This window comes from Halobacillus halophilus (genome assembly GCF_020171985.1).
Classification (GTDB): domain Bacteria; phylum Bacillota; class Bacilli; order Bacillales; family Halobacillaceae; genus Halobacillus; species Halobacillus halophilus_A.
On sequence record NZ_JAIVAL010000002.1, the window covers coordinates 248,571 to 267,719 of the forward strand.

At 42.4% G+C, this 19,149-nt stretch carries 21 protein-coding genes; 3 read left to right on the plus strand and 18 right to left on the minus strand.

The window, feature by feature from the left end; translation table 11 throughout:
* Positions 1 to 4 precede the first annotated feature (4 nt).
* The 14 genes from LCM11_RS05875 to LCM11_RS05940 all read right to left on the minus strand — a co-directional run bounded on the left by LCM11_RS05875 (position 5) and on the right by LCM11_RS05940 (position 12,149).
* Positions 5 to 910, minus strand: coding sequence for a branched-chain amino acid transaminase (locus LCM11_RS05875; RefSeq protein ID WP_224893310.1), 906 nt, complete (start codon positions 908 to 910; stop codon positions 5 to 7).
* 75 nt (positions 911 to 985) lie between these two features.
* Complete coding sequence (locus LCM11_RS05880) at positions 986 to 1,795, minus strand: alpha/beta fold hydrolase (RefSeq protein ID WP_224893311.1); 810 nt, start codon at positions 1,793 to 1,795, stop codon at positions 986 to 988.
* A gap of 48 nt (positions 1,796 to 1,843) precedes the next feature.
* Complete coding sequence (locus LCM11_RS05885) at positions 1,844 to 2,296, minus strand: hypothetical protein (RefSeq protein WP_224893312.1); 453 nt, start codon at positions 2,294 to 2,296, stop codon at positions 1,844 to 1,846.
* Positions 2,297 to 2,298: 2 nt separating this feature from the next.
* Entirely contained in the window at positions 2,299 to 2,679 is a 381-nt protein-coding gene (locus LCM11_RS05890; protein WP_224893313.1) for a hypothetical protein, read from the minus strand.
* A 26-nt stretch (positions 2,680 to 2,705) separates the two neighbouring features.
* Positions 2,706 to 3,257, minus strand: coding sequence for a GNAT family N-acetyltransferase (locus LCM11_RS05895; protein WP_224893314.1), 552 nt, complete (start codon positions 3,255 to 3,257; stop codon positions 2,706 to 2,708).
* 214 nt (positions 3,258 to 3,471) lie between these two features.
* Entirely contained in the window at positions 3,472 to 4,443 is a 972-nt protein-coding gene (locus LCM11_RS05900) for a quinone oxidoreductase family protein (protein ID WP_224893315.1), read from the minus strand.
* A gap of 12 nt (positions 4,444 to 4,455) precedes the next feature.
* Positions 4,456 to 5,241: an enoyl-CoA hydratase/isomerase family protein gene (locus LCM11_RS05905; RefSeq protein WP_224893316.1), complete on the minus strand. Its 786-nt coding sequence runs from the start codon at positions 5,239 to 5,241 to the stop codon at positions 4,456 to 4,458.
* Between the two features lie 15 nt (positions 5,242 to 5,256).
* The gene (locus LCM11_RS05910) at positions 5,257 to 7,029 is read right to left on the minus strand and encodes an acyl-CoA dehydrogenase family protein (protein ID WP_224893317.1); all 1,773 of its coding nucleotides are present in this window, start codon (positions 7,027 to 7,029) and stop codon (positions 5,257 to 5,259) included.
* Entirely contained in the window at positions 7,010 to 7,756 is a 747-nt protein-coding gene (locus LCM11_RS05915) for a 2-phosphosulfolactate phosphatase (RefSeq protein WP_224893318.1), read from the minus strand. Before LCM11_RS05915 ends, LCM11_RS05910 begins: the two co-directional genes overlap by 20 nt.
* A 2-nt stretch (positions 7,757 to 7,758) precedes the next feature.
* Entirely contained in the window at positions 7,759 to 8,817 is a 1,059-nt protein-coding gene (locus LCM11_RS05920; protein ID WP_224893319.1) for a phosphotransferase family protein, read from the minus strand.
* A 14-nt stretch (positions 8,818 to 8,831) separates the two neighbouring features.
* Positions 8,832 to 9,230, minus strand: coding sequence for an acyl-CoA thioesterase (locus LCM11_RS05925; protein WP_224893320.1), 399 nt, complete (start codon positions 9,228 to 9,230; stop codon positions 8,832 to 8,834).
* Between the two features lie 13 nt (positions 9,231 to 9,243).
* A complete protein-coding gene (locus tag LCM11_RS05930; RefSeq protein WP_224893321.1) occupies positions 9,244 to 10,116 on the minus strand; it encodes a 3-hydroxyacyl-CoA dehydrogenase family protein in 873 nt (290 codons plus the stop codon).
* A 37-nt stretch (positions 10,117 to 10,153) separates the two neighbouring features.
* Positions 10,154 to 10,933 (minus strand): SDR family oxidoreductase, encoded by a 780-nt coding sequence (locus LCM11_RS05935; RefSeq protein WP_224893322.1) that lies wholly within the window; start codon positions 10,931 to 10,933, stop codon positions 10,154 to 10,156.
* Positions 10,934 to 10,937: 4 nt separating this feature from the next.
* Complete coding sequence (locus LCM11_RS05940) at positions 10,938 to 12,149, minus strand: acyl-CoA dehydrogenase (protein WP_224893323.1); 1,212 nt, start codon at positions 12,147 to 12,149, stop codon at positions 10,938 to 10,940.
* Between the two features lie 172 nt (positions 12,150 to 12,321).
* On the opposite strand from LCM11_RS05940, the gene LCM11_RS05945 reads away from it, so the two are divergent.
* Both LCM11_RS05945 and LCM11_RS05950 read left to right on the plus strand, forming a co-directional pair.
* Positions 12,322 to 12,627 (plus strand): hypothetical protein, encoded by a 306-nt coding sequence (locus tag LCM11_RS05945; RefSeq protein WP_224893324.1) that lies wholly within the window; start codon positions 12,322 to 12,324, stop codon positions 12,625 to 12,627.
* A 404-nt stretch (positions 12,628 to 13,031) separates the two neighbouring features.
* Positions 13,032 to 13,556 (plus strand): CotY/CotZ family spore coat protein, encoded by a 525-nt coding sequence (locus LCM11_RS05950; RefSeq protein ID WP_224893325.1) that lies wholly within the window; start codon positions 13,032 to 13,034, stop codon positions 13,554 to 13,556.
* Positions 13,557 to 13,660: 104 nt separating this feature from the next.
* Here LCM11_RS05950 and LCM11_RS05955 read toward each other — a convergent pair whose 3' ends face one another.
* The gene (locus tag LCM11_RS05955) at positions 13,661 to 14,125 is read right to left on the minus strand and encodes a DinB family protein (RefSeq protein ID WP_224893326.1); all 465 of its coding nucleotides are present in this window, start codon (positions 14,123 to 14,125) and stop codon (positions 13,661 to 13,663) included.
* Between the two features lie 203 nt (positions 14,126 to 14,328).
* Here LCM11_RS05955 and LCM11_RS05960 point away from each other — a divergent pair, with 203 nt between their 5' ends.
* Positions 14,329 to 15,189 (plus strand): STAS domain-containing protein, encoded by an 861-nt coding sequence (locus LCM11_RS05960; protein ID WP_224893327.1) that lies wholly within the window; start codon positions 14,329 to 14,331, stop codon positions 15,187 to 15,189.
* A 145-nt stretch (positions 15,190 to 15,334) separates the two neighbouring features.
* Here LCM11_RS05960 and LCM11_RS05965 read toward each other — a convergent pair whose 3' ends face one another.
* Genes LCM11_RS05965 through proC form a run of 3 tightly spaced genes read right to left on the minus strand, consistent with a single transcriptional unit; the run spans position 15,335 to position 18,624 of the window.
* Positions 15,335 to 16,597, minus strand: a complete 1,263-nt coding sequence (locus LCM11_RS05965; RefSeq protein ID WP_224893328.1) for a glutamate-5-semialdehyde dehydrogenase — start codon at positions 16,595 to 16,597, stop codon at positions 15,335 to 15,337.
* 20 nt (positions 16,598 to 16,617) lie between these two features.
* The gene (gene proB, locus LCM11_RS05970) at positions 16,618 to 17,745 is read right to left on the minus strand and encodes a glutamate 5-kinase (RefSeq protein ID WP_224893329.1); all 1,128 of its coding nucleotides are present in this window, start codon (positions 17,743 to 17,745) and stop codon (positions 16,618 to 16,620) included.
* Positions 17,746 to 17,781: 36 nt separating this feature from the next.
* The gene (gene proC, locus LCM11_RS05975; protein WP_224893330.1) at positions 17,782 to 18,624 is read right to left on the minus strand and encodes a pyrroline-5-carboxylate reductase; all 843 of its coding nucleotides are present in this window, start codon (positions 18,622 to 18,624) and stop codon (positions 17,782 to 17,784) included.
* Positions 18,625 to 19,149 lie beyond the last annotated feature (525 nt).

Here is a 19,149-nt window from a genome sequence, read left to right on the forward strand (position 1 = left end):
TACATTAGTAAACTGGGAAATTGTAATCCAGATAACCTTTCACCTTTCCTCTTACTATTTGATCATAAATAGCCTGAAGCTGTTTCGTGAGTGATCCCACACGGCCATTCCTAATCATCCGCCGATCCACCTCAATTACCGGTTTTATGCCTATTGCTGTCCCTGTAAAAAACACTTCGTCGGCTTCATACACTTCTACCCTTGTGAAGCTTTTCTCTTGAACAATAATCCCAAATTCATTCTTTAGAATTGTACATACCGTGTCCCTCGTGATGCCCGGAAGGATATCATCAGAAACAGGTGGCGTAAGCACTTGTTTATCACGTACGATAAAAATGTTTTCTGTAGCGCCTTCGCTAATATTTCCTTCCTTCGTTAAAAAAATGGCTTCATCAAACCCATTTAGCTCGGCTTCGTTGATCGCGAGAGCAGAGTTCAAGTATCCACCCGTTGGTTTTACTTGAGGAGGAATCATATTACTCCCTATTCTCGTCCAAGAGGATATGCATGTTTTTAAAGCTTCCTTAGGTTTATAGTCTAAGTCTGTAGTGAAAATGCCCAGATGATTATATGGATCACTCAAATTAGGGCGAAGAGTATCTGAACCTTTAAAGCACACGGGGCGTATATAGACATCAGCCATTTCTTGATTCAATACTAGGAGTCTGAGAATGATTTGTTTTAAATCGGGGACTGAATAAGGGATCGGAATAAATAAACTTTTTCCTGATTGATGGAATCTTTTTAAGTGATCTTCCAAACGGAAAACAAATAACTGCTGCTGTTCTTCATTCCAAAACCCTCTGATTCCTTCAAAGCAGCCCAAACCGTAATTAAGTCCTTTATTTTTTATACTTACCGTCAACACACGCTCATCTACAAATCGGTTCACGTCAAACAGATACCTCATCATGCCCCACCTTTCACGTTTACAAATAAAACCTACTTAGCATCTTTAGGGAGGGAGCGCCCTCCCTAACGTTCATTATTTATGAGACGAGGCAATGAACGAATCGACAACCTTGTTAAACCGTTCTGATTCTTCTAGAAATGGACAGTGGCAGCTCGATTCAAATACCTCCAGCTTTGAATTGGGGATTTCGTTTTTTAAATGTTCTCCTGCAGCTAATGGAATCAATTTTTCCTCTCGGCCAAAGCACAATAAAGTTGGAACAGTTATCGAAGAAAGATAAGGACGGCAGTCAATAATGGATTGATCAAATAGAATAGCACTGGCTATTGAAGCTGGAACTTTGGTTGTCTCTTCTATCATCCAGTCTAAGTCTTCCTCCCCAACTTCTTCCTTGAACATTAATGGGAGAAATCCTCTCAGGAGACCTACTTGGTCCGTTTGGATCTCACGCATCATTCCTGTCAAAGCAGGAAGGTCAAAAGCTCCGATCTCAAAATCTTCCCATTTAAAATCAGAAGCGAGCTCATCGACAATAACGGTAGCTTTCACCTTTTCCTCACCAAATTGATGGATATATTCCCAAATAACGAAGGCTCCCATCGACCAGCCTAGTAAAGTAACATCCTCAAGCTTAAGCATGTCAATTACCTCAGCTACGTCTCTCGCATATTGGGCTACCGTATGACCAGCTTCCGTTTTCGACGATTTCCCATGGCCTCGAAGATCCAGATTTATCACTCTGTATTTTTGTTGAAAAAAAGAAACCTGTTCTTTAAAGAAGCGGCTGCTCATCCAAACCCCATGAATCATTAGTAATGGCTTGCCAGACCCCTGATCTTGATAATACAACTCGGTTCCGTCTTTAAGCTGCAAAAAAGGCATTTATTCTCCTCCCATCTATTTTTCTATTTCAGTTTATGTGGCAAAGTATCATTCAGAATAAAACGAGTTAAAAGTAATACGAACTGCCGTCCTGTCGTCGATCGGCAGGACGCGCTTCTCAAGAGTTTTGGTCAGTTCGTTAATATAAGGGGTTAAACCTATAGTTTTTATCTGCTGAAAAGAATCCATAAGGTCATAGTCAGGGTGGAATAAACCATCTGTAACAAGCAGTATATCAGTTAGATCTTCAGTGGAGATCCTGCCCGTTTGAAGATATCGATTTGCATCTTTCATTCCGTTTGCCACTGTGTATCCATCTGGCTGATTGGCCAACGAACGATTATAACGTAATTGATTCAATTTATTTTCATAATAATTTTCGTTGTATACATCGATTCCATTAGTACGGTCGGATGCACGTTTTAATTTTGCTCTTGAACTAATTCCTTTAACGGTATCCTTAGTGAGCAGCTTGGCTGACTTGTGTGTGTACCCAGCCACAATCATGGAATCACCAAGTGCGCGTAATTGACGTGCGTTTCTTCTACCTGGACAAGGGCCACACATGTCGACCAGCGTTTGTAGCCTTCAGAAAGATCGATCCCATACGCAAGCATTTGGTGATACAACTTTGAATTAGCCTCTCTAACTTCTTGGGTAAGATCTACATTAGAAGCAAGACTTTCAAAATGTTCTTTGAAAATTCGAGCTGCTAAAAAAGCCCCATTGTGACCTTGCTCATCTTGAAAATCATCTAAAGGAGTTGCTCCGTCCAGGACTCCGTAAATACCTGCCTCATGGTTGATAACCCAAGCATCTTCACTCTCTTTTTTGTCAGGGCTTGTGTCATTTACCGTCTCTACTTTCAGCTTACGCTCTCCCATTTATTTCACCTCAACTAAGGGATTTATTAGCTTTTGTCAGACAGCCAGTCTTTGGCAAGCATTCCATAAACCACGTGATTCACATAGCTGCCGTACATATTTGCGGCATCCCTGATGGTTCCTTCCTGAACAAACCCTAATCGTTCAGGTATTGCACGGCTTTTCAAATTTTCCTCAGCTGCTCTTATTTCAATCCGGTTCAGTCCGAGATCTTCAAATGCATACGTGAACAAGTGGCGGCAGGCCCTGGTCAGCAATCCGCGGCCCGTGTATTCCGCCCCCACCCAGTAACCGATACTGGTTCTTTTATGATTCCAATGTATTTCATGAAAATCTACCACTCCAGCGATATTCCCTTTTGAGAGAATACATACTGTTAACCCGTCATTACGAGCATGCCTTTCAAGACTTGCCTGGATGAACTTTTTTGTATCTTCGGCTGAATGCGTAAAGTCAATCCAGGGCAGCCACACCCGAAGATGCTCTCTGGAAAGATTTGATAACGTAAAAAGCTCATCGGCATCTTTGTGTTCTATTAATTTTAATGAGACTTCTTCATCAATTTTATATGTAAACATTCAAACATCTCCTAAACGATCGTCATATCATTAAACAAGTAAGGTTCCTAATTGGACTGATGTTTTCATTTCGATCTTTACCTACAAATATCCTTCATAATCTTCTACTGTCTTAAAATTCACTTGAGCAGCGGGTCGAATTGCATAAGAATCGCCAGAGATTATAAAATCCCGCAAGAGGTGTACTCCTGCGGGATTCCAATCCATTATAAACTTAAGGTTTTAAAACGAGTTTTCCTTTCGTTTTTCTAGCCTGGAGAATTTCGTGGACATGAGCGGCTTCATCAAGGTTGTAAACTCCTCCAACCGTGAGCTTCAATTCCCCTGTGTTCACAAGCTTTAATAAATCTTTCAGGCTTTTTTCAAATAAAACAGGCTTCTTCATAATCTGAGGAAGAAAGAAACCAATAACAGAAAGATTTCTGTTCATTAATCCAGATGGATACATTTGTGGCGGATTTCCACTGGCTACGCCATAGACTACTAAGCGCCCGAACGATCTCATGCACTTAACGGTTTCATGAAATATGTCTCCGCCAGCCATCTCGAGAGCGATATCAACTCCCCTTCCATCTGTTGCTTCCATGACTTCATCCCGCCAATTCGGATTGGTATAATTCACAGTATGGTCGGCTCCTAATTCTTTAGCGAGGTTCAGCTTTTCTTCTGAACTGGCTGTTGCAATGACCTCAGCCCCATAGTGCTTCGCCAGCTGTACGGCGAGCGAGCCGACTCCTCCGGCTGCAGCGTGAACAAGAACGGTTTCCCCTTTTTCCAAACGCCCCATTGTTGTCAGCAGATGATAAGCCGTCAGCCCCTGAAGAGGGATCGCTACCGCATTCTCATCATCGAGTTCTTCCGGCACGGGGATAAGATTGCTCTCTTTCGTTACTACATATTCCGCGTATCCCCCTGAACCAACTAAAGTGACGACACGGTCTCCTTTTTTGAATTGGTCCGCACCTTTGCCGGTTTGTTCCACCACCCCGGCTACTTCAGCCCCGGGAATAAAAGGTAAAGGCGTTGGAACTACATAAGCCCCTTCTCGTCGAGCTGTATCTGCATAATTAACGCCAATAGCCGTGACTTTTATTTTCACTTCGCCTTCCCCTAATGCAGGGTCATCCACTTGGACAGATTCTAATACTTCTGGTCCGCCGTACTCTTTAAACTGAATAGCTTTCATCACTGTTTCCTCCTATCGGCCAGTAAAGGCTGGCTTGCGTTTATCTTTAAATGCCTGTACTCCTTCTTTATGATCCTCGGTTGTCACCATCATCGTCTGTGTAATGCGTTCCTGTTCAAGAACAGCAGCCAGATCCTGATTCTCAGCCTGATCCACCATTTTCTTCATCATACCCATAGCACGTCCCGGGCCTTTAGCAAGACGAAGAGCATACTCCATTGCCGACTCCTCTAATTCTGATAAAGGATAAACGCGATTGACAAGTCCCCATTCTGCAGCTGTTTCCACAGGAATTGGTTCTGCACGGAATAACAGCTCCTTCGTACGATATGGTCCTAAGATTTTCGCTAAGAAGTAGTGCCCCCCTCCATCTGAGACTAAACCGACCTGGGCGAAACTAAGAACGAATTTGCTTTCTTCTCCAGCTAAAATTTGGTCGCAAGCAAGAACTAAATTGAAACCGGCCCCTGCTGCGTAACCGTGTACAACGGCAATCACTGGCTTAGCAAGGTCTTTTATCATAAGAATCAACTCGTTGAGCTTGCCGATATGGTCGTAAACTTCCTGGGAAGAACCAGACCCCATACCTTTCACATCACCGCCCGCTGAGAAAGCTCTCCCCGCTCCTGATAATACAACAACTTTAATGTCATCATTCTGTTCAGCTTCTTTAATCGCTCCCTTTAATCCGGATATCATATCGTCTGAAAATGCATTTAATGCATCAGGACGATTTAATACACATGAAAGTACCGGTCCGTTAAGCTCCACACTCAAATGATCATTACCTAGTTTCATACGATCCATCTCCTTCTAAGAAATATATTGTTTTTCTTCCATCATCACTTCAGCAATCGTACGGTTGCGTTCTATCGAATCTTCCCATTGATAGTTACTTAAAAGAACGGACACATTTCTCATAATCCTTATTCGTTCTTCTCCTGTCATCAAGTTAGAGAATAGAAAGGAAGAAGCCCGTTGTATTTCTTGAGCTGATTGCTCTACCACGGTGTAAGCGAGTTTCGTTTTAAGTTCCGCTTCCTGATCGGAGCTTTGAATTGCTTTAAGCGTTCTCAGCACAGCTGATTCGCTTGAATATAACGCGATCGCTATATTAGCAAGCTTCATCATAATTTCCTGTTCGTGCTGAATGGTCTCACCGTGGACTTTAAGTGCTGTGCCTGCTGCTACAATGTATAAATTTCGAAACAAAGCTACAGCTTCCTGAAGTTTATCTAAAGGACCTTCCACTTGTTTGAACAAATTGTTTTTCAGAGAATGCTCGGCCTTTTCCAAAACTGTACGGGCATCAAATTCTCCTTTGCCCAGCTTTTTGAAAAAGACGCCCGGAATCAGCAAGCGATTAATTTCATTGGTCCCTTCGAAGATACGATTGATACGTGAATCCCGGTAAGCTTGTTCAATTGCGTATTCTTTAATGAAACCGGCTCCGCCGTGAAGCTGCAGAGATTCATCTGCGATTTCGTCTAATGTCTCTGAACCTTTAATCTTACATATAGCAGATTCCAATGCATGCTCATTCATCGCCTTGGCAACTGCTTTTGGATTATCACTATCGTAATAATTACCAAGAACTGATTCTATATGACCCGCCGTTCTGTAAAGGAGGGATTCCGTTTCATAAATACGCGCAGCCATACGAGCTACTTTTTCTTTAGTAGCACTGAAATCAGCAATGGAACGGCCAAACTGTTTTCTTTCTGTTGTATGTTCCAAGGCCAACTTGAAACAATGTTTAGCTGCTCCATTCGTGGCAAAACCCAGATTGAAGCGGCCTAGATTTAATACATTCAATGCAATTAAATGCCCCTTGCCTACATCTCCAAGTCTGTTCTCTACCGGAACCTTGCAATCTTCCATAATGACGGAACACGTGGAAGAACCTTTGATCCCCATCTTATTTTCTTCAGGTCCGATCGACAGCCCTTCAAAGTCTTTCTCTACAATAAAAGCTGTAAAATCCTTCCCGTCTACTTTTGCATAAACAATAAAGGTATGTGAAAAAGATGCATTCGTGATATAGATCTTGGTTCCATTCAACAAGTAGTGGGTGCCTTCTTCATTCATAACAGCAGTTGTCTTGGCTGAAAGAGCGTCCGAGCCAGCGTCAGGCTCCGTGAGACAATAAGCTCCTATATACTCGCCAGAGGCCAGTTTGGGCAAATACTTATTCTTCTGTTCTTCTGTGCCAAAATAGGTTATGGGCAGCGTCGCGATACACGTATGATTGGAGTGAGCTACACTATATCCACCCCCGCTTCCCAGAGCCTCTCCTACGATCCCTTTACTGATTTTATCGAGTCCTAGTCCTCCATATTTTTCTGGAATACTGTGACTCAGGAGCCCCAAATCCCCTGCAATCTTCATCTTCTCTGAAACGAATTCATAATTCTCTGCTTCCAGCTCATTTCTGTTCGGATGTATTTCCCGGGAAATAAATTGTCGAGCCGTGGAAGCTATCATTTTATGTTCCTCACTGCGGTCCTCAGGGGTGAATACGGTTTCTGGACTGCTCTCCGTAATTAAAAATTCCCCACCACGGACATCATGTTTTACGGGATTCATAATCCCCCTCCTTTAGTTGCCCTGATATCGGGTCATAGGTTGGTATGGTATGAAATAATCCTTCGCTTGCAGCAAACTCAATTTCTTTACGATTCAGTCCTGCTTTAAGGAGAATGCGGCCGATTCTGGATTCACATAACAGATCAGCTTCGGACAGATGGTTTCCTTTATAAAACAGCCATGCGGTTAAAGCTGCATCTGATAAATTCCAATTCCCCTCTTCCTGTAAGTAATGAATGAGACTTCCAGCTCCATAGAAATCTTCTAGTGTATAATGGCCGCTTGAACCTGAACATACGAGCATAATCGTATCGTTCTCGTGTCGCTCAGATAGAAAAGCAGCCATAGCCGGATTGTTAAGTAAGGAGGATGCGTACAAACGATCCGCCTGACTGGAACGCTGTAACGCGACCGTTCCATTAGTAGTGCTTAATATAACGTGTTTTCCTTTGACTACCGGCTGTAAGTGAGTACGTAAAGGATGATGGAACCCTTCGATGACCTGTCCCTGATCTTCTCCAGCTAAAATGTAAGGTTCCGAGAAATTTTTAGCTCTTTCTTCAGCGTGAGCTGCATCATAGACCGGGATGACGGATGAGGCGCCATCCGCAAGGGCTGCTGTTATCGTCGTAGTAGCGAATAAAACATCAAACACAACCGCTACTTTCCCCACCATCAGTTCCTCTTTAATATCTTCTTTTTTGAAAATAACGTGAATATCTCCCATGCTTAAATACCGGCCGTCTCTTCAGCATGTTTAATCAGGTTGTTTACAAAAACATTCATGTTCGCAAATCTAGGATCATTCGTCTGCCCCTGTTTGTACCTGTAATAAATCTGCTGAATAATTCCAGCCAGCTTAAAGTAGGCAAACGTGAGATACACGTGAATATCCTCTACACTTCGACCACTTTTTTCAGCGTATCTTTCAATAAATTCTTTCCTTGTATAAAAACCTTCCGTAACGGTGACTGGCGGTTTACCCAACCCTGTTTTCAATAGTTCAGGATCGTCTGCTTCAATCCAGTAACTGAGAGCAGCCCCCACATCGGCCAAGGGATCTCCAACTGTGGTCATCTCCCAATCAAAAAGTCCTACCATTTTCGCCGGATCATCCGGATCAAACATAGCATTGTTTAACTTATAGTCGTAGTGAATGACGGCGGCTTCCTCAGAATATGGGACATGCGCTATAAGCCACTTTTTCAATCGCTCTCCGCTGACCACGTCATCCGTTTCAGCTTTTTCATATCGCTTGATCCACCCATGGATCTGCCGCTCCATAAATCCCTCCGGCTTTACCATCTCCTTAAGCGCAGTCTCCTTATAATCAATGGAATGAAGTTCCACGAGACGGTCTACCATGGATTCAGAGATCCTTCTTCCCAGATCCCGACTTGGTTCTATCCCCTCTGGAAATTCTTTATCGAACACCAGTCCGTCTCTCCGTTCCATGATGAAAAAAGGGGCTCCTAATACATCTCCGGAATCAAACAAATATGGCTTCGGTGCCAATGGAAATACTGGGTGCAAAGCTTCTAAAATTTTATATTCACGTTCCATATCATGAGCTTTAGGAGCGACAGGGCCAAGCGGCGGCCTGCGAAGTACGGCGCGCCAATTATTTACGGCAAGTTCATAAGTTAAATTAGAATGGCCGGCGCCAAACTGACGAACCTGTAACTCGCCATCTGGAATAGAGAGATTATTCCGCAAGAATTGCTCAATTGCATAAACATCGATCTCTTCTCCCGCGCGAACGGTTCTTGTATCATTCGTTTCCTGCATGCTGAGGCTCCTTTCTATTTTGCTGTTAACTGATATGAGGAAAGCTTAGCTTTCATCTCCTCAGTCAATGGAGAGCTCTTATGGTTTTTGAAATCAAATTGAACAATTACCGAGTAACCTCTGGCTGTCACTTCACCACTTTCCTTCTCATATAGATCCTGCTCTAAGTGAAAACTCGAATTTCCTATTTTCGTAACGCTCGTTTTTATCGTGAGCGTTTGATTAAAATAGACCTGCTTCAAGAAATCGCATTTGATCGAAGCAAGAATGAAATTCCAATCATCTCCCACAAGCCCCAGATCCTCGAAAAACCGGATACGTGAATCTTCCATATATACAAAGAAATTATTGTTGTTTACATGCCCTAACAAATCTGTTTCACAAAACCGTACGGTGATTTCATGCTCATGCATATTCTTTCCCCCTCTAGTTCCTGACTTTGTTGTCGTACGTGTAAAATCCTTTTCCGGTCTTTCTGCCAAGCTCCCCTGCTTCTACTTTTTCGGTCAAGGTTTTAGATGGCTTATCGTTCGGATCTTTGGTTTCTTCATACTGCTGCTGCATAACGTAATAACCGACATCAATGCCAGATAGATCCATCAGTTCAAAAGGACCGATGGGATGGTGAAGCGCTTTTTTAGTGATCTTATCGATATCCTTAAAGTCTGCGTACCCACCTTCATACAGACTCATCGCTTCTTTCTGAATAGCAAAGAGAATCCGGTTTGCGATAAAACCTGAAATTTCCTTCTGCAGCAGCACAGCCGTACGGTTCATCCGTTCACAAACCTCCATAGCGACAGCTGCTGTTTCTTCAGTTGTATGCTCGCCCTTCACGACTTCCACACAATCCATAACCAGAGGTGGAAAGAAAAAATGCATATTGCACACGTTTCCTGGTCGTGATGTTGCGTCTGCTATCAGCGAACTTACGATAGTTGAAGAATTTGTTGCCAGGATCGCATGAGATGGCACAATCTCATCCAGTTTGCTGAAGACTTCCCGTTTTACTGCCAGTTTCTCCACTACTGCTTCAATCACAAGATCCGCCTCGCTCGCAGCATCTCTTAAGTCAGTCGTAAAAGTAAGACGGCTGAACGCTTCATTTCGATCAGCTTCTGTAATTTTTTCTTTCGCCACCCATTTGTCCATAATGTCAGCCAGTTTATCTTTTGCCTGGGTTAACGAATCGTTACTAATGTCCTGTAAACTTGTACGAAACCCTGCTAATGCTCCCAGCATAGCGATTTGATGACCCATGGATCCTGCTCCAATAACAGCTATCTGTTCCACCTGCATATTGATTCCTCCTTATTAATTGTTTCGTGATGTCCATTTAGCAAGACGCATGCATCCCGCCGTCCACCACTAGAACGTCCCCGGTGACATAGTTAGATGCTTTGGAGGCTAGAAATAGGGCAGCCCCTTTTAAATCTTCATCTGTTCCAAACCTTCCCATAGGGGTACGGTCGAGGATAAGATCGCCTCCCTGATCGAGTAAGCCTTGAGACATTTTGGTAGGGAAAAACCCTGGAGCAAGAGCGTTAACCTGAATATTATGGCTTCCCCATTTTACGGCCAAATCTTTTGTAAAGGTAATAACGGCTCCTTTACTTGCGTTATAACCGACAGTGTCCATAAACCGGGGGTCTGCTCCGCCAAGTCCAGCAACTGATGCAATGTTAATAATTTTTCCGGACTGCTGCTTAACCATGACCTCTCCCACTTTTTGCGCCATTAAAAAAGTGCCGGTAACATTCACATTCATAACCTTCTGAAAAGCCTCAAGCGGCATTTCCAAAGTCGGGGCCCCCCACGTAGCTCCGCTATTGTTTACGAGGATATCAATTTGGCCAAAGCGCTCCAGCGTCTGACCGACAACATTCTCAATATGAGAAGGATTAGTAACATCACATTCTAAAGCCAGTGTGTCTACGCCAAGTTCACTTTCCAATTTGGAAGCCATCTGCTCGCAGGCTTCTACTTTTCTTGAGCATAAAACAATGTTAGCTCCTGCTTCGGCTAATCCTTCCGCAATTTGTGCGCCTAAACCTCTTCCGCCTCCTGTTACGATGGCCGTTTTACCGGTCAAATTAAACAATTCATTTACATGCATTTTCTCACTCCTCGTATTTGGATAATTCCAGCTTAGCGATTTGTCTGCGGTGCACTTCATCTGGTCCGTCAGCAAGCCTCAGGGTTCGGGCTCCTGCCCACTGGGCAGCCAGTGTAAAGTCCTCACTTACCCCCGCCGCTCCGTGAGCCTGGATAGCTCTGTCAATGACTCGAAGCGCCATGTTCGGGGCCACAACTTTAATCATGGCAATTTCCGTTTTGGCTTGTTTGTTCCCAACGGTATCCATCATATGAGCAGCTTTTAATGTAAGAAGCCGAGCCTGTTCCAGCTCAATTCTGGAATCTGCAATCCACTCTCGTACCACTCCCTGCTCTGCAAGCGGTCTATGAAAGGCTGTTCTATTCTGAACACGCTTACATAATTCTTCAAGCGCGCGCTCAGCGGCACCAATCAGTCTCATACAGTGGTGAATTCTCCCCGGCCCCAGGCGTCCCTGCGCAATTGCGAAACCTTTTCCTTCTCCCCAGATCATATTGCTAGCCGGGACACGCACATTTTCAAAAGTGATTTCGGCATGTCCATGAGGTGCATGATCATAACCAAATACGGGAAGCATACGCTCAATTTTGACCCCTTCTGACTCCAAAGGAACTAGAATCATAGATTGTTGATCATATTTTGGAGCATCTGGATCGGTTTTCCCCATAAATATAGCAATCTCACAACGAGGATCACCGGCTCCGGAAGACCACCACTTTCTACCGTTTATGACGTATTCGTCCCCCTCACGCTCAATCCGCGCTTCAATGTTCGCAGCATCTGAAGACGCCACATCCGGTTCTGTCATAGAAAAACAAGACCTTATCTCTCCATTTAATAGAGGCTCCAGCCATTCTTTCTTTTGTTCTTCACTTCCGTAACGAGCAAGCACTTCCATGTTACCTGTATCCGGTGCGTTACAGTTAAATACCTCCGGACCTATAAGAGAACGTCCCATCATTTCACAAAGAGGAGCGTACTCCAGGTTTGAAAGTCCTGCTCCATATGTAGAATCCGGTAAAAATAAATTCCACAGTCCCGCTTCTTTTGCTTTGGATTTTAATTCCTCCATTATGGGCGGTACAGAAGACCAGCGTGTTTCCTGCTGGTTTAACTGCTCTTCATACAAGCGCTCATTTGGATATACTTCATCTTCCATAAAGCTTCGGATCTGCTGCTGATATCTTTTTACATTCTCCGAGTAATCAAAATTCAACGATTTGCCCCTTCCCCGGAAGCATACTGTCCGGTTAGTATATAATATCCATTTTATACCGATAATTCTGAAAATTCAACAGAAATGAGTGAGTATTCATTTTTATCTGTCATATTATTCTGCTTTACCCATATGTATGAGATGTAGGACACTTTACAGGAGGGATGCAAACATGCGTAACCATCAGAATGAAAACTCCGCGAATGATAGAAAGTCCTCAAATGAGCAGAAAGAAAGCTTGATTAAGAACGTGAGTAAAGAAGCCAATCAGGTTGTTCACAACACAGTGGATACTTCAGGTAAAATAATAAAATCGATCACAGGTGAAGGAGGCCTTCTCGGTAAAACGATTGATTCATCCGGAAATATTATTAAAAAAGTAGCTGATAAAGGCAATGAAGCTATTGATAAAACTTCCGATACCTCTTCTAAAGCCTGGAAGACTATAAAAGATAAAACCGTGAACCGAAAAAAATAGGACCATACAAAAAGAGCTGTCAGTTAGACTGACAGCTCTTTTACTTTACCCAGAAAATCTCGAAACTGAGTCTTACACAATTCCGCCCTATTGTTTAATAAACTATTAAGTTTCCATGCAATGCTTATGTATCTTTCCAGGAACACAAAAAAAGACGCAAGTGTACGACTTGCGTCCAAACGTAGGGAAAATGTCACGGTGTGGTAAACCATGCATCTATAACTTTTAATTATAGATACCCTATTATATGTTGTCTTTTCCCTTTTGTATTGGTGGATGCCCTATATAATATAGAAACTTTTAAACCTTATTGATCTTATAGAAAATAGACAGATGTACAGGCGCATACCTTTATCCTACATAGAATGATAAGGAATGATCAATAATAAAAGGAGAGATATTTAATGTCATGTCATTCAAGAAAAGGAAACTGTGTTCGTGATATTCTAGAAAAAATTCTAGCTGCTCAAGAAGAAGTGGCTTTGGCTGACGAATGTGATGTCAGCTGTGAGCGGTCTATTCGTGATCTAGTAGGTCCTGCTACAGGAGGAAACGGGGATACAACCATTCCTTTCATTCTTTACTGTGAAGATTGTAAACCTTTCTTTGCTAGTGGTATTAAAAAGATTAACGGAACCTTCTACTGCGTAGAGACACCAATCTTCAAGGCTATTAAATTTACAGATGACAAGAGAAACTGCATCAAACTTGAGCTGCTTAAACCAGACAATAACCACGCTTCCTGGAGTAAGCACTGCAGTAAAAAAGACGTATGCGACTTAGTAAACGGTATAACTGAATTTAAATCTACAGGAATCTGTATGACGTTCGACCTTGACTGTATCTGCGGAATCACATGTCTTGATACCACTACACCTGTCCCTGTATCAGAAGCAGACTTTACTCATGGGCATGTTCACGAAGGTTAATAAAAATAATCCAGGCTAAAGCCCTGGATTATTTTTGTATTTTAAATGGACAACCTGTTTATGCACGGTCGCTAAAAGAACAACAGACTTATATTGCAAATTTTTTAACCCCTAACCACAGGAGAAAGACTCCATGTGCCGAATTGTTTGCGGATATGAACGACCTGTCCAATATGATAGGCATTATGAATAAAAAGGTGTGACAGAGTAGCAGCCCATTTCTCAAGCTTTTCGTCACTGCACCGTTTAATTTCTTTACGAAATTCGGCAAAGACAACACTGTTATTCACAGCTACCTGTCTCCATGACAGGCTGCCATGACTGTGGAACGTGTCGTAGTATCTGGGAAGTTCATCTACTTCTTCCCCCCTGAAGCGACATAAATAGCGATAGTTGTAGAAGTAGAGATGATTGAGGAGTTCTGCAATAGAGTGGGTTTGATGGTCATCTGGTCTTTCATGAACCTGATAATCTTCTAAATCCTGAATAGATATTTCATAACAGACAAACCAGTTGTTTTCGTCATAAATGGCGGCTAGTTGTTCTAATAAAACGTCTCTTATTGTCATGCTATTTCGCCTCCAAATATTAAATTAATATTATATTCGACAGATCTTTTATAAATCCTTTTAGTTTTTTCATGAATTGCTATTAAATTTACCGATTGTTCTGCATTCACTTTTTAAATGTATTATAATTACTCCATAAGGTTTCCTTGTTTTTCCACACACGAGAAATGATAACAGCTTAGCGACAGGAGAGGTGATATAGAATGCAAAGAAATAGAGAACTGCATGACTTTTTGCTCCACAAAGCAGAAGATTTAACTGAGCAATGGTACGAATCCTTGGATAAAAGTGATCCTAGAGGGGTTTACGCTTCCAAAGATCCTAAAGTCATTGAAACGTTAAAAGGACAAAACTTTGAATTTCATCAGCACTTATGTAAGGTCTTTATTCAACCAATGGATCAGTTTCTTGAAGAGTTTGACGATTGGGTTATGAAAATAGCCAGTGATCCGGAACATCTGAGTACGCCTACCTATCTTATTATGAGAGAATTCTTGCGAGTGCGTGATCAATATTTGTATTTTATCAAAGAGTTTATTGCTGTGTCCGATAATGATTATACTCAAGAACAGATCGATCGATGGAAAGAAGTACTTATCAAAGCATTTGATATCGTAACGATGCGAGTTGTTGAAGAAAAATCCAACCAGCTTGACACACGGATAGACAAACAGCAAAAAACAATTAATCAACTTAGCTCCCCTCTTATTGACCTTTCAAATGGACGAGCTTTGCTCCCCCTTGTTGGAGATATTGACTCTTCACGGGCCAGTGCAATTATGGATAACACCTTAAAAGGGTGCACTGATAAAGGCATTGACCAGCTTTTTATTGATCTGTCAGGTGTGTACTTAGTCGATACAATGGTAGCTCACCAAATTTTTCAATTGATCAGCGGCCTGCAGCTGATCGGAGTTTCTACAACCCTTTCAGGTATTCGCCCGGAAATTGCTCATACTGCTGTCCAGCTGGGCATCGACTTTGGTCAAATATCAATAACCCCTACTCTTGCTCAGGCTATTGATCGTGATCCTATATATACTTCTAAACCCTCTACGAAATAGAGGGTTTTTTTAATAAACCGCATATGTATATATGAAAATACAATTTACCGAAGTACATAAAGCGATTGTGAATAGTAGCTCCATCCCAGTCTAAATATAAAAAGGAACTCCTCATTAGGAGTCCCTTTTCATGTCATACTTTATTTTACCTGATTTGACCCGAACCTTTCATAAGGAACTTCACAGTCGTAAGTGCGGGAAGCCCCATTGGACCACGGGCATGTAATTTTTGTGTGGAAATACCGATTTCTGCGCCGAAACCGAGAGCGCCTCCATCCGTAAAACGAGTCGATGCATTGTGATAGATCGCTGCTGCGTCTACAATAGCTAAGAATTTATCAGCTGCCTCCTGATTTTCTGTAACGATCGCTTCGGAGTGCTTCGTACCGTAAGTTTCAATGTGCGAGATAGCATCTACTACATCATCGACCGCTTTTACAGCGATGTCTGTGCTTAGATATTCGTTTTTCCAGTCATCTTCACCGGCTGGCACAGCGTCTGGAATAAGATCAACGATATACTCATCTCCATGGACATTGATATTTTCCTTTTTCAAGGCAGCAATTAACTCATCACTGTATTGCGCAAGCCATTCTTTGTGAACAATTAGTGTTTCTGCTGCATTACAGACAGCAGGACGGTCTGTCTTAGCATTTACAAGTATGCTGATGGCTTTTTCCACATCGGCATCTTTATCAATATAGATGTGGCAGTTTCCTACCCCTGTTTCAAGCACAGGGACAGTTGCGTTTTCCACTACTGCCTGAATCAGTTTTCCTCCACCGCGTGGAATGAGTACATCGACGTGTTCTTTCATAGTGAAAAGCTGGTTCGTTGCGGCACGGTCTGTGGACGCAATAAACTGCACGGCTTCTTGAGGTATTTTTGTTTCCGCAAGTGCTTTGTGGATAACTTCTACGATAGCCTGGTTAGAATTAATAGCTGAAGATCCGCCTTTTAGCACGATTGCGTTGCCGGATTTAAGTGCCAGGCCTGTTGCATCTACCGTTACGTTTGGACGAGCTTCATAGATCATACCAATTACGCCAAGAGGCACGGTAACTTTTTCAACTTGAAGTCCGTTTTCAAGTGTCCAGTCTGAGAGCTTTTTGCCAGTAGGATCTTCAAGTTCGGCAACGTCACGTAGTCCTTGTGCAAAGTCACGAATTCGCTCTTGTGACAAAGAAAGACGATCCATAAATGCTTCTGTAAAGCCTTGTTCTCTTCCATTTCGTAAATCCTTCTCATTTGCAGCAAGAATTGTTTCGAAATCGCGTTCCAGAACATCCGCGATATGGTGAAGAGCATCATTTTTTTCCTTATCTGAAAGAATCATTAAGCTCTTAGAAGCTTTCTTTGCTTCAATCGCTTGTGCTTCAACATTCACATTATCTTTTGTTAGTGTCATCAAAGACCTCCTTGATATTTTTAAACGCCTACGGGTAGAGCTACATCTAAATGACAGACAAAATCTTTTCGTTCAATCGCCGCTTTTTCATAAGATTCAAGTTCAGGTTCTGTAAGAGTAATCATTTCCTTCATTTGCTCTGAAGAATAATTTACGACTCCAAGGCCGATTTCTTCGCCTTCTAAATCATGAATACGCACAACGGCACCTTCTTTGAAACGTCCTTTTACATGGTGCACATTCGTAGGAAGCAAACTTCTCTTCATTTCTACAATAGATTCTTTAGCGCGATGGTCAATAATAACTTCGCCTTCAGGTCCGGAGTTAAAAGCGATCCATTGTTTCTTCTGATCGAGATTCTCCGTTTCCGGTGCGGTTTCGAAATAGGTTCCTCTTGCGTTGTGGTAGACAGCATCATAAACAATGTTGTCGGTACCTGCTTTTCCTAAGAAAGAAGATATACCAGACGCCATAGAGATCTTGAAGGCGTCTATTTTGGATTTCATGCCTCCTGTACCGACGGCGCTTCCTGGGTCGCCAGCTGCTGCTTCAATCTCTGGGGTGATTTCGTGGACTTTATTGAGAAGTTCAGCATCCTCATTTTTTCTAGGATCTGCATTATATAAACCATCAATATCGGATAAGATCACTAATTGGTCTGCATCGACAAGGCCAGCTACTTTAGCGGACAATGTATCGTTGTCACCGAATTTCAACCGGTCGATGGTAATGGTGTCATTTTCATTTACAATGGGGATAATTCCGCGTTCAAGCAATACGTTAATAGTATTACGAGCGTTGTTATAACGATCTTCATCAGAAAAATCACTGCGCGTGATTAATATCTGGGATCCAATATAACCATTAGACAGGAATAGATCAGAATACGATTCCATTAGTAATCCCTGACCAATTGAGGCGGCGGCTTGTTTTTCAGGTAAAGTGCTTGGACGCTCCAGGCATCCGAGCTTACGATAGCCAGCCGCTACTGCACCCGAAGATACGAGTAATACTTCGTGGCCATCGTCCTTTAATCGGACGACTTCATCTACTAGTTTTTCGAGTTTCCGACGGCTAATCTCGCCGTGCAAACTGGTTAAAGAACTGCTTCCTATTTTTATAACTACTCTTTTTTTATCTTGAGTCAACATATCACTCCTATTTAACGTATTGCGTCGAGTTTATTATTTACTTCCTACTAACAGGCCTTCTATTTCTTTACTGAGCTCTTTTGAGCGTCCGGCAGCACCTTTAACAGCTGCTGAGATCGCGTCTCCACCGCCGCTTTCTTCCAGTGCATCAAGGCCAGCCGCTGTCGTTCCGTTTGGAGAGGTAACTTTTTTACGAAGTTCTGCTGGGCTTTCTTCGCCCTCAAGCATCATTTTGGCTGCACCGAGTAAAGTTTGTGCTCCAATTTCTCTAAGAGTTTTGGAATCCATACCCTCGGCACGGCCAGTTTCCTCAATATGCTCCATTAGATAGTAAAAATAAGCAGGACCGCTTCCGGCAATTCCGGTAAAGACATCCATTTTATCCTCTGGAATAATGAAAACTTCTCCAATAGACTGTAGAAGAGCTTTAGCTACTAGAACATTTTCCATATCTGTATAATGCCCTGGACACATCGCGGTTGCTGATTCACGAAGCGCGCTGGATGTGTTCGGCATCACTCGAATGACTTCTTGACCATCATTCAGACGATCTTCCATATATGAAGTAGAAATTCCAGCAAGGACGGAGACAAGTACTTGATTCGGAGTTAATTTATAACGTAAGTCTTCAAGTACAGCATCAATATCTTTTGGCTTCATAGCCAGAATAAGTTGATCCACTTGTGAAAAGTCTAAATCATCTTTTAATACCGTACGTACACCATATTTATCATTAATCTCATTTAATCGATCTTGATTACTTCGATTGGTTACAATGATCTGATCTGCTGAAATGTTCCCGGATTCAACCATACCTGAAATCATAGCTTCAGCCATAGAGCCTGCACCTAGAAAAGCAATCGTTTGTTTGATCATTTGAGTTAATCTCTCCCGTTCGTATTTTTTGTTCGCTTTCTTTATGACGTTTTTCATCATAACACTGGCAAAAATTGAATCAAGGGGTATTTACCAAATGATGTCTATAAAAGCCAATTAGTTAGTGTAAACGGTTTCACAGCGAGATATTTTCATCTCATCGCTTCTCATCGCAATTAATGGCTTCTCATGGCTGTATTTGCGGACTGATTTTTTACGAATTTCCATATAAAACCCAATAATATGAATTCAGTAAATATTCAAAAAACTTATCACAGCAAGGGTTATAGCATTTCAAAACCTCTGGGATACCTACAACATAGTGTTAAAGAGAAGTTCCCTTTTCTTTAACACTATGTTTCAAGATATTTAGGTTGAGAGGACAGTCCTTCGGGGGATGATTTCGCTTTCCGGCCCTGCACGACGCAGGGCCGCAGGAAAGTGTTCAAATGTGGAATCACCCTGAAAGACACGACCAGCATAAGCCGACCTTCAAAAGGATTGCAGTTTTTCAATCCGTTGATG

Bases quoted from the DNA above. Each gene is read 5' to 3' on its own strand.
- LCM11_RS05875 (WP_224893310.1), bottom strand. From the start codon at position 910: ATGAGGTATCTGTTTGACGTGAACCGATTTGTAGATGAGCGTGTGTTG.
- LCM11_RS05880 (WP_224893311.1), bottom strand. From the start codon at position 1,795: ATGCCTTTTTTGCAGCTTAAAGACGGAACCGAGTTGTATTATCAAGAT.
- LCM11_RS05890 (WP_224893313.1), bottom strand. From the start codon at position 2,679: ATGGGAGAGCGTAAGCTGAAAGTAGAGACGGTAAATGACACAAGCCCT.
- LCM11_RS05895 (WP_224893314.1), bottom strand. From the start codon at position 3,257: ATGTTTACATATAAAATTGATGAAGAAGTCTCATTAAAATTAATAGAA.
- LCM11_RS05900 (WP_224893315.1), bottom strand. From the start codon at position 4,443: ATGAAAGCTATTCAGTTTAAAGAGTACGGCGGACCAGAAGTATTAGAA.
- LCM11_RS05905 (WP_224893316.1), bottom strand. From the start codon at position 5,241: ATGAAACTAGGTAATGATCATTTGAGTGTGGAGCTTAACGGACCGGTA.
- LCM11_RS05910 (WP_224893317.1), bottom strand. From the start codon at position 7,029: ATGAATCCCGTAAAACATGATGTCCGTGGTGGGGAATTTTTAATTACG.
- LCM11_RS05915 (WP_224893318.1), bottom strand. From the start codon at position 7,756: ATGGGAGATATTCACGTTATTTTCAAAAAAGAAGATATTAAAGAGGAA.
- LCM11_RS05920 (WP_224893319.1), bottom strand. From the start codon at position 8,817: ATGCAGGAAACGAATGATACAAGAACCGTTCGCGCGGGAGAAGAGATC.
- LCM11_RS05925 (WP_224893320.1), bottom strand. From the start codon at position 9,230: ATGCATGAGCATGAAATCACCGTACGGTTTTGTGAAACAGATTTGTTA.
- LCM11_RS05930 (WP_224893321.1), bottom strand. From the start codon at position 10,116: ATGCAGGTGGAACAGATAGCTGTTATTGGAGCAGGATCCATGGGTCAT.
- LCM11_RS05935 (WP_224893322.1), bottom strand. From the start codon at position 10,933: ATGCATGTAAATGAATTGTTTAATTTGACCGGTAAAACGGCCATCGTA.
- LCM11_RS05945 (WP_224893324.1), top strand. From the start codon at position 12,322: ATGCGTAACCATCAGAATGAAAACTCCGCGAATGATAGAAAGTCCTCA.
- LCM11_RS05950 (WP_224893325.1), top strand. From the start codon at position 13,032: ATGTCATGTCATTCAAGAAAAGGAAACTGTGTTCGTGATATTCTAGAA.
- LCM11_RS05955 (WP_224893326.1), bottom strand. From the start codon at position 14,125: ATGACAATAAGAGACGTTTTATTAGAACAACTAGCCGCCATTTATGAC.
- LCM11_RS05960 (WP_224893327.1), top strand. From the start codon at position 14,329: ATGCAAAGAAATAGAGAACTGCATGACTTTTTGCTCCACAAAGCAGAA.
- LCM11_RS05965 (WP_224893328.1), bottom strand. From the start codon at position 16,597: ATGACACTAACAAAAGATAATGTGAATGTTGAAGCACAAGCGATTGAA.
- proC (WP_224893330.1), bottom strand. From the start codon at position 18,624: ATGATCAAACAAACGATTGCTTTTCTAGGTGCAGGCTCTATGGCTGAA.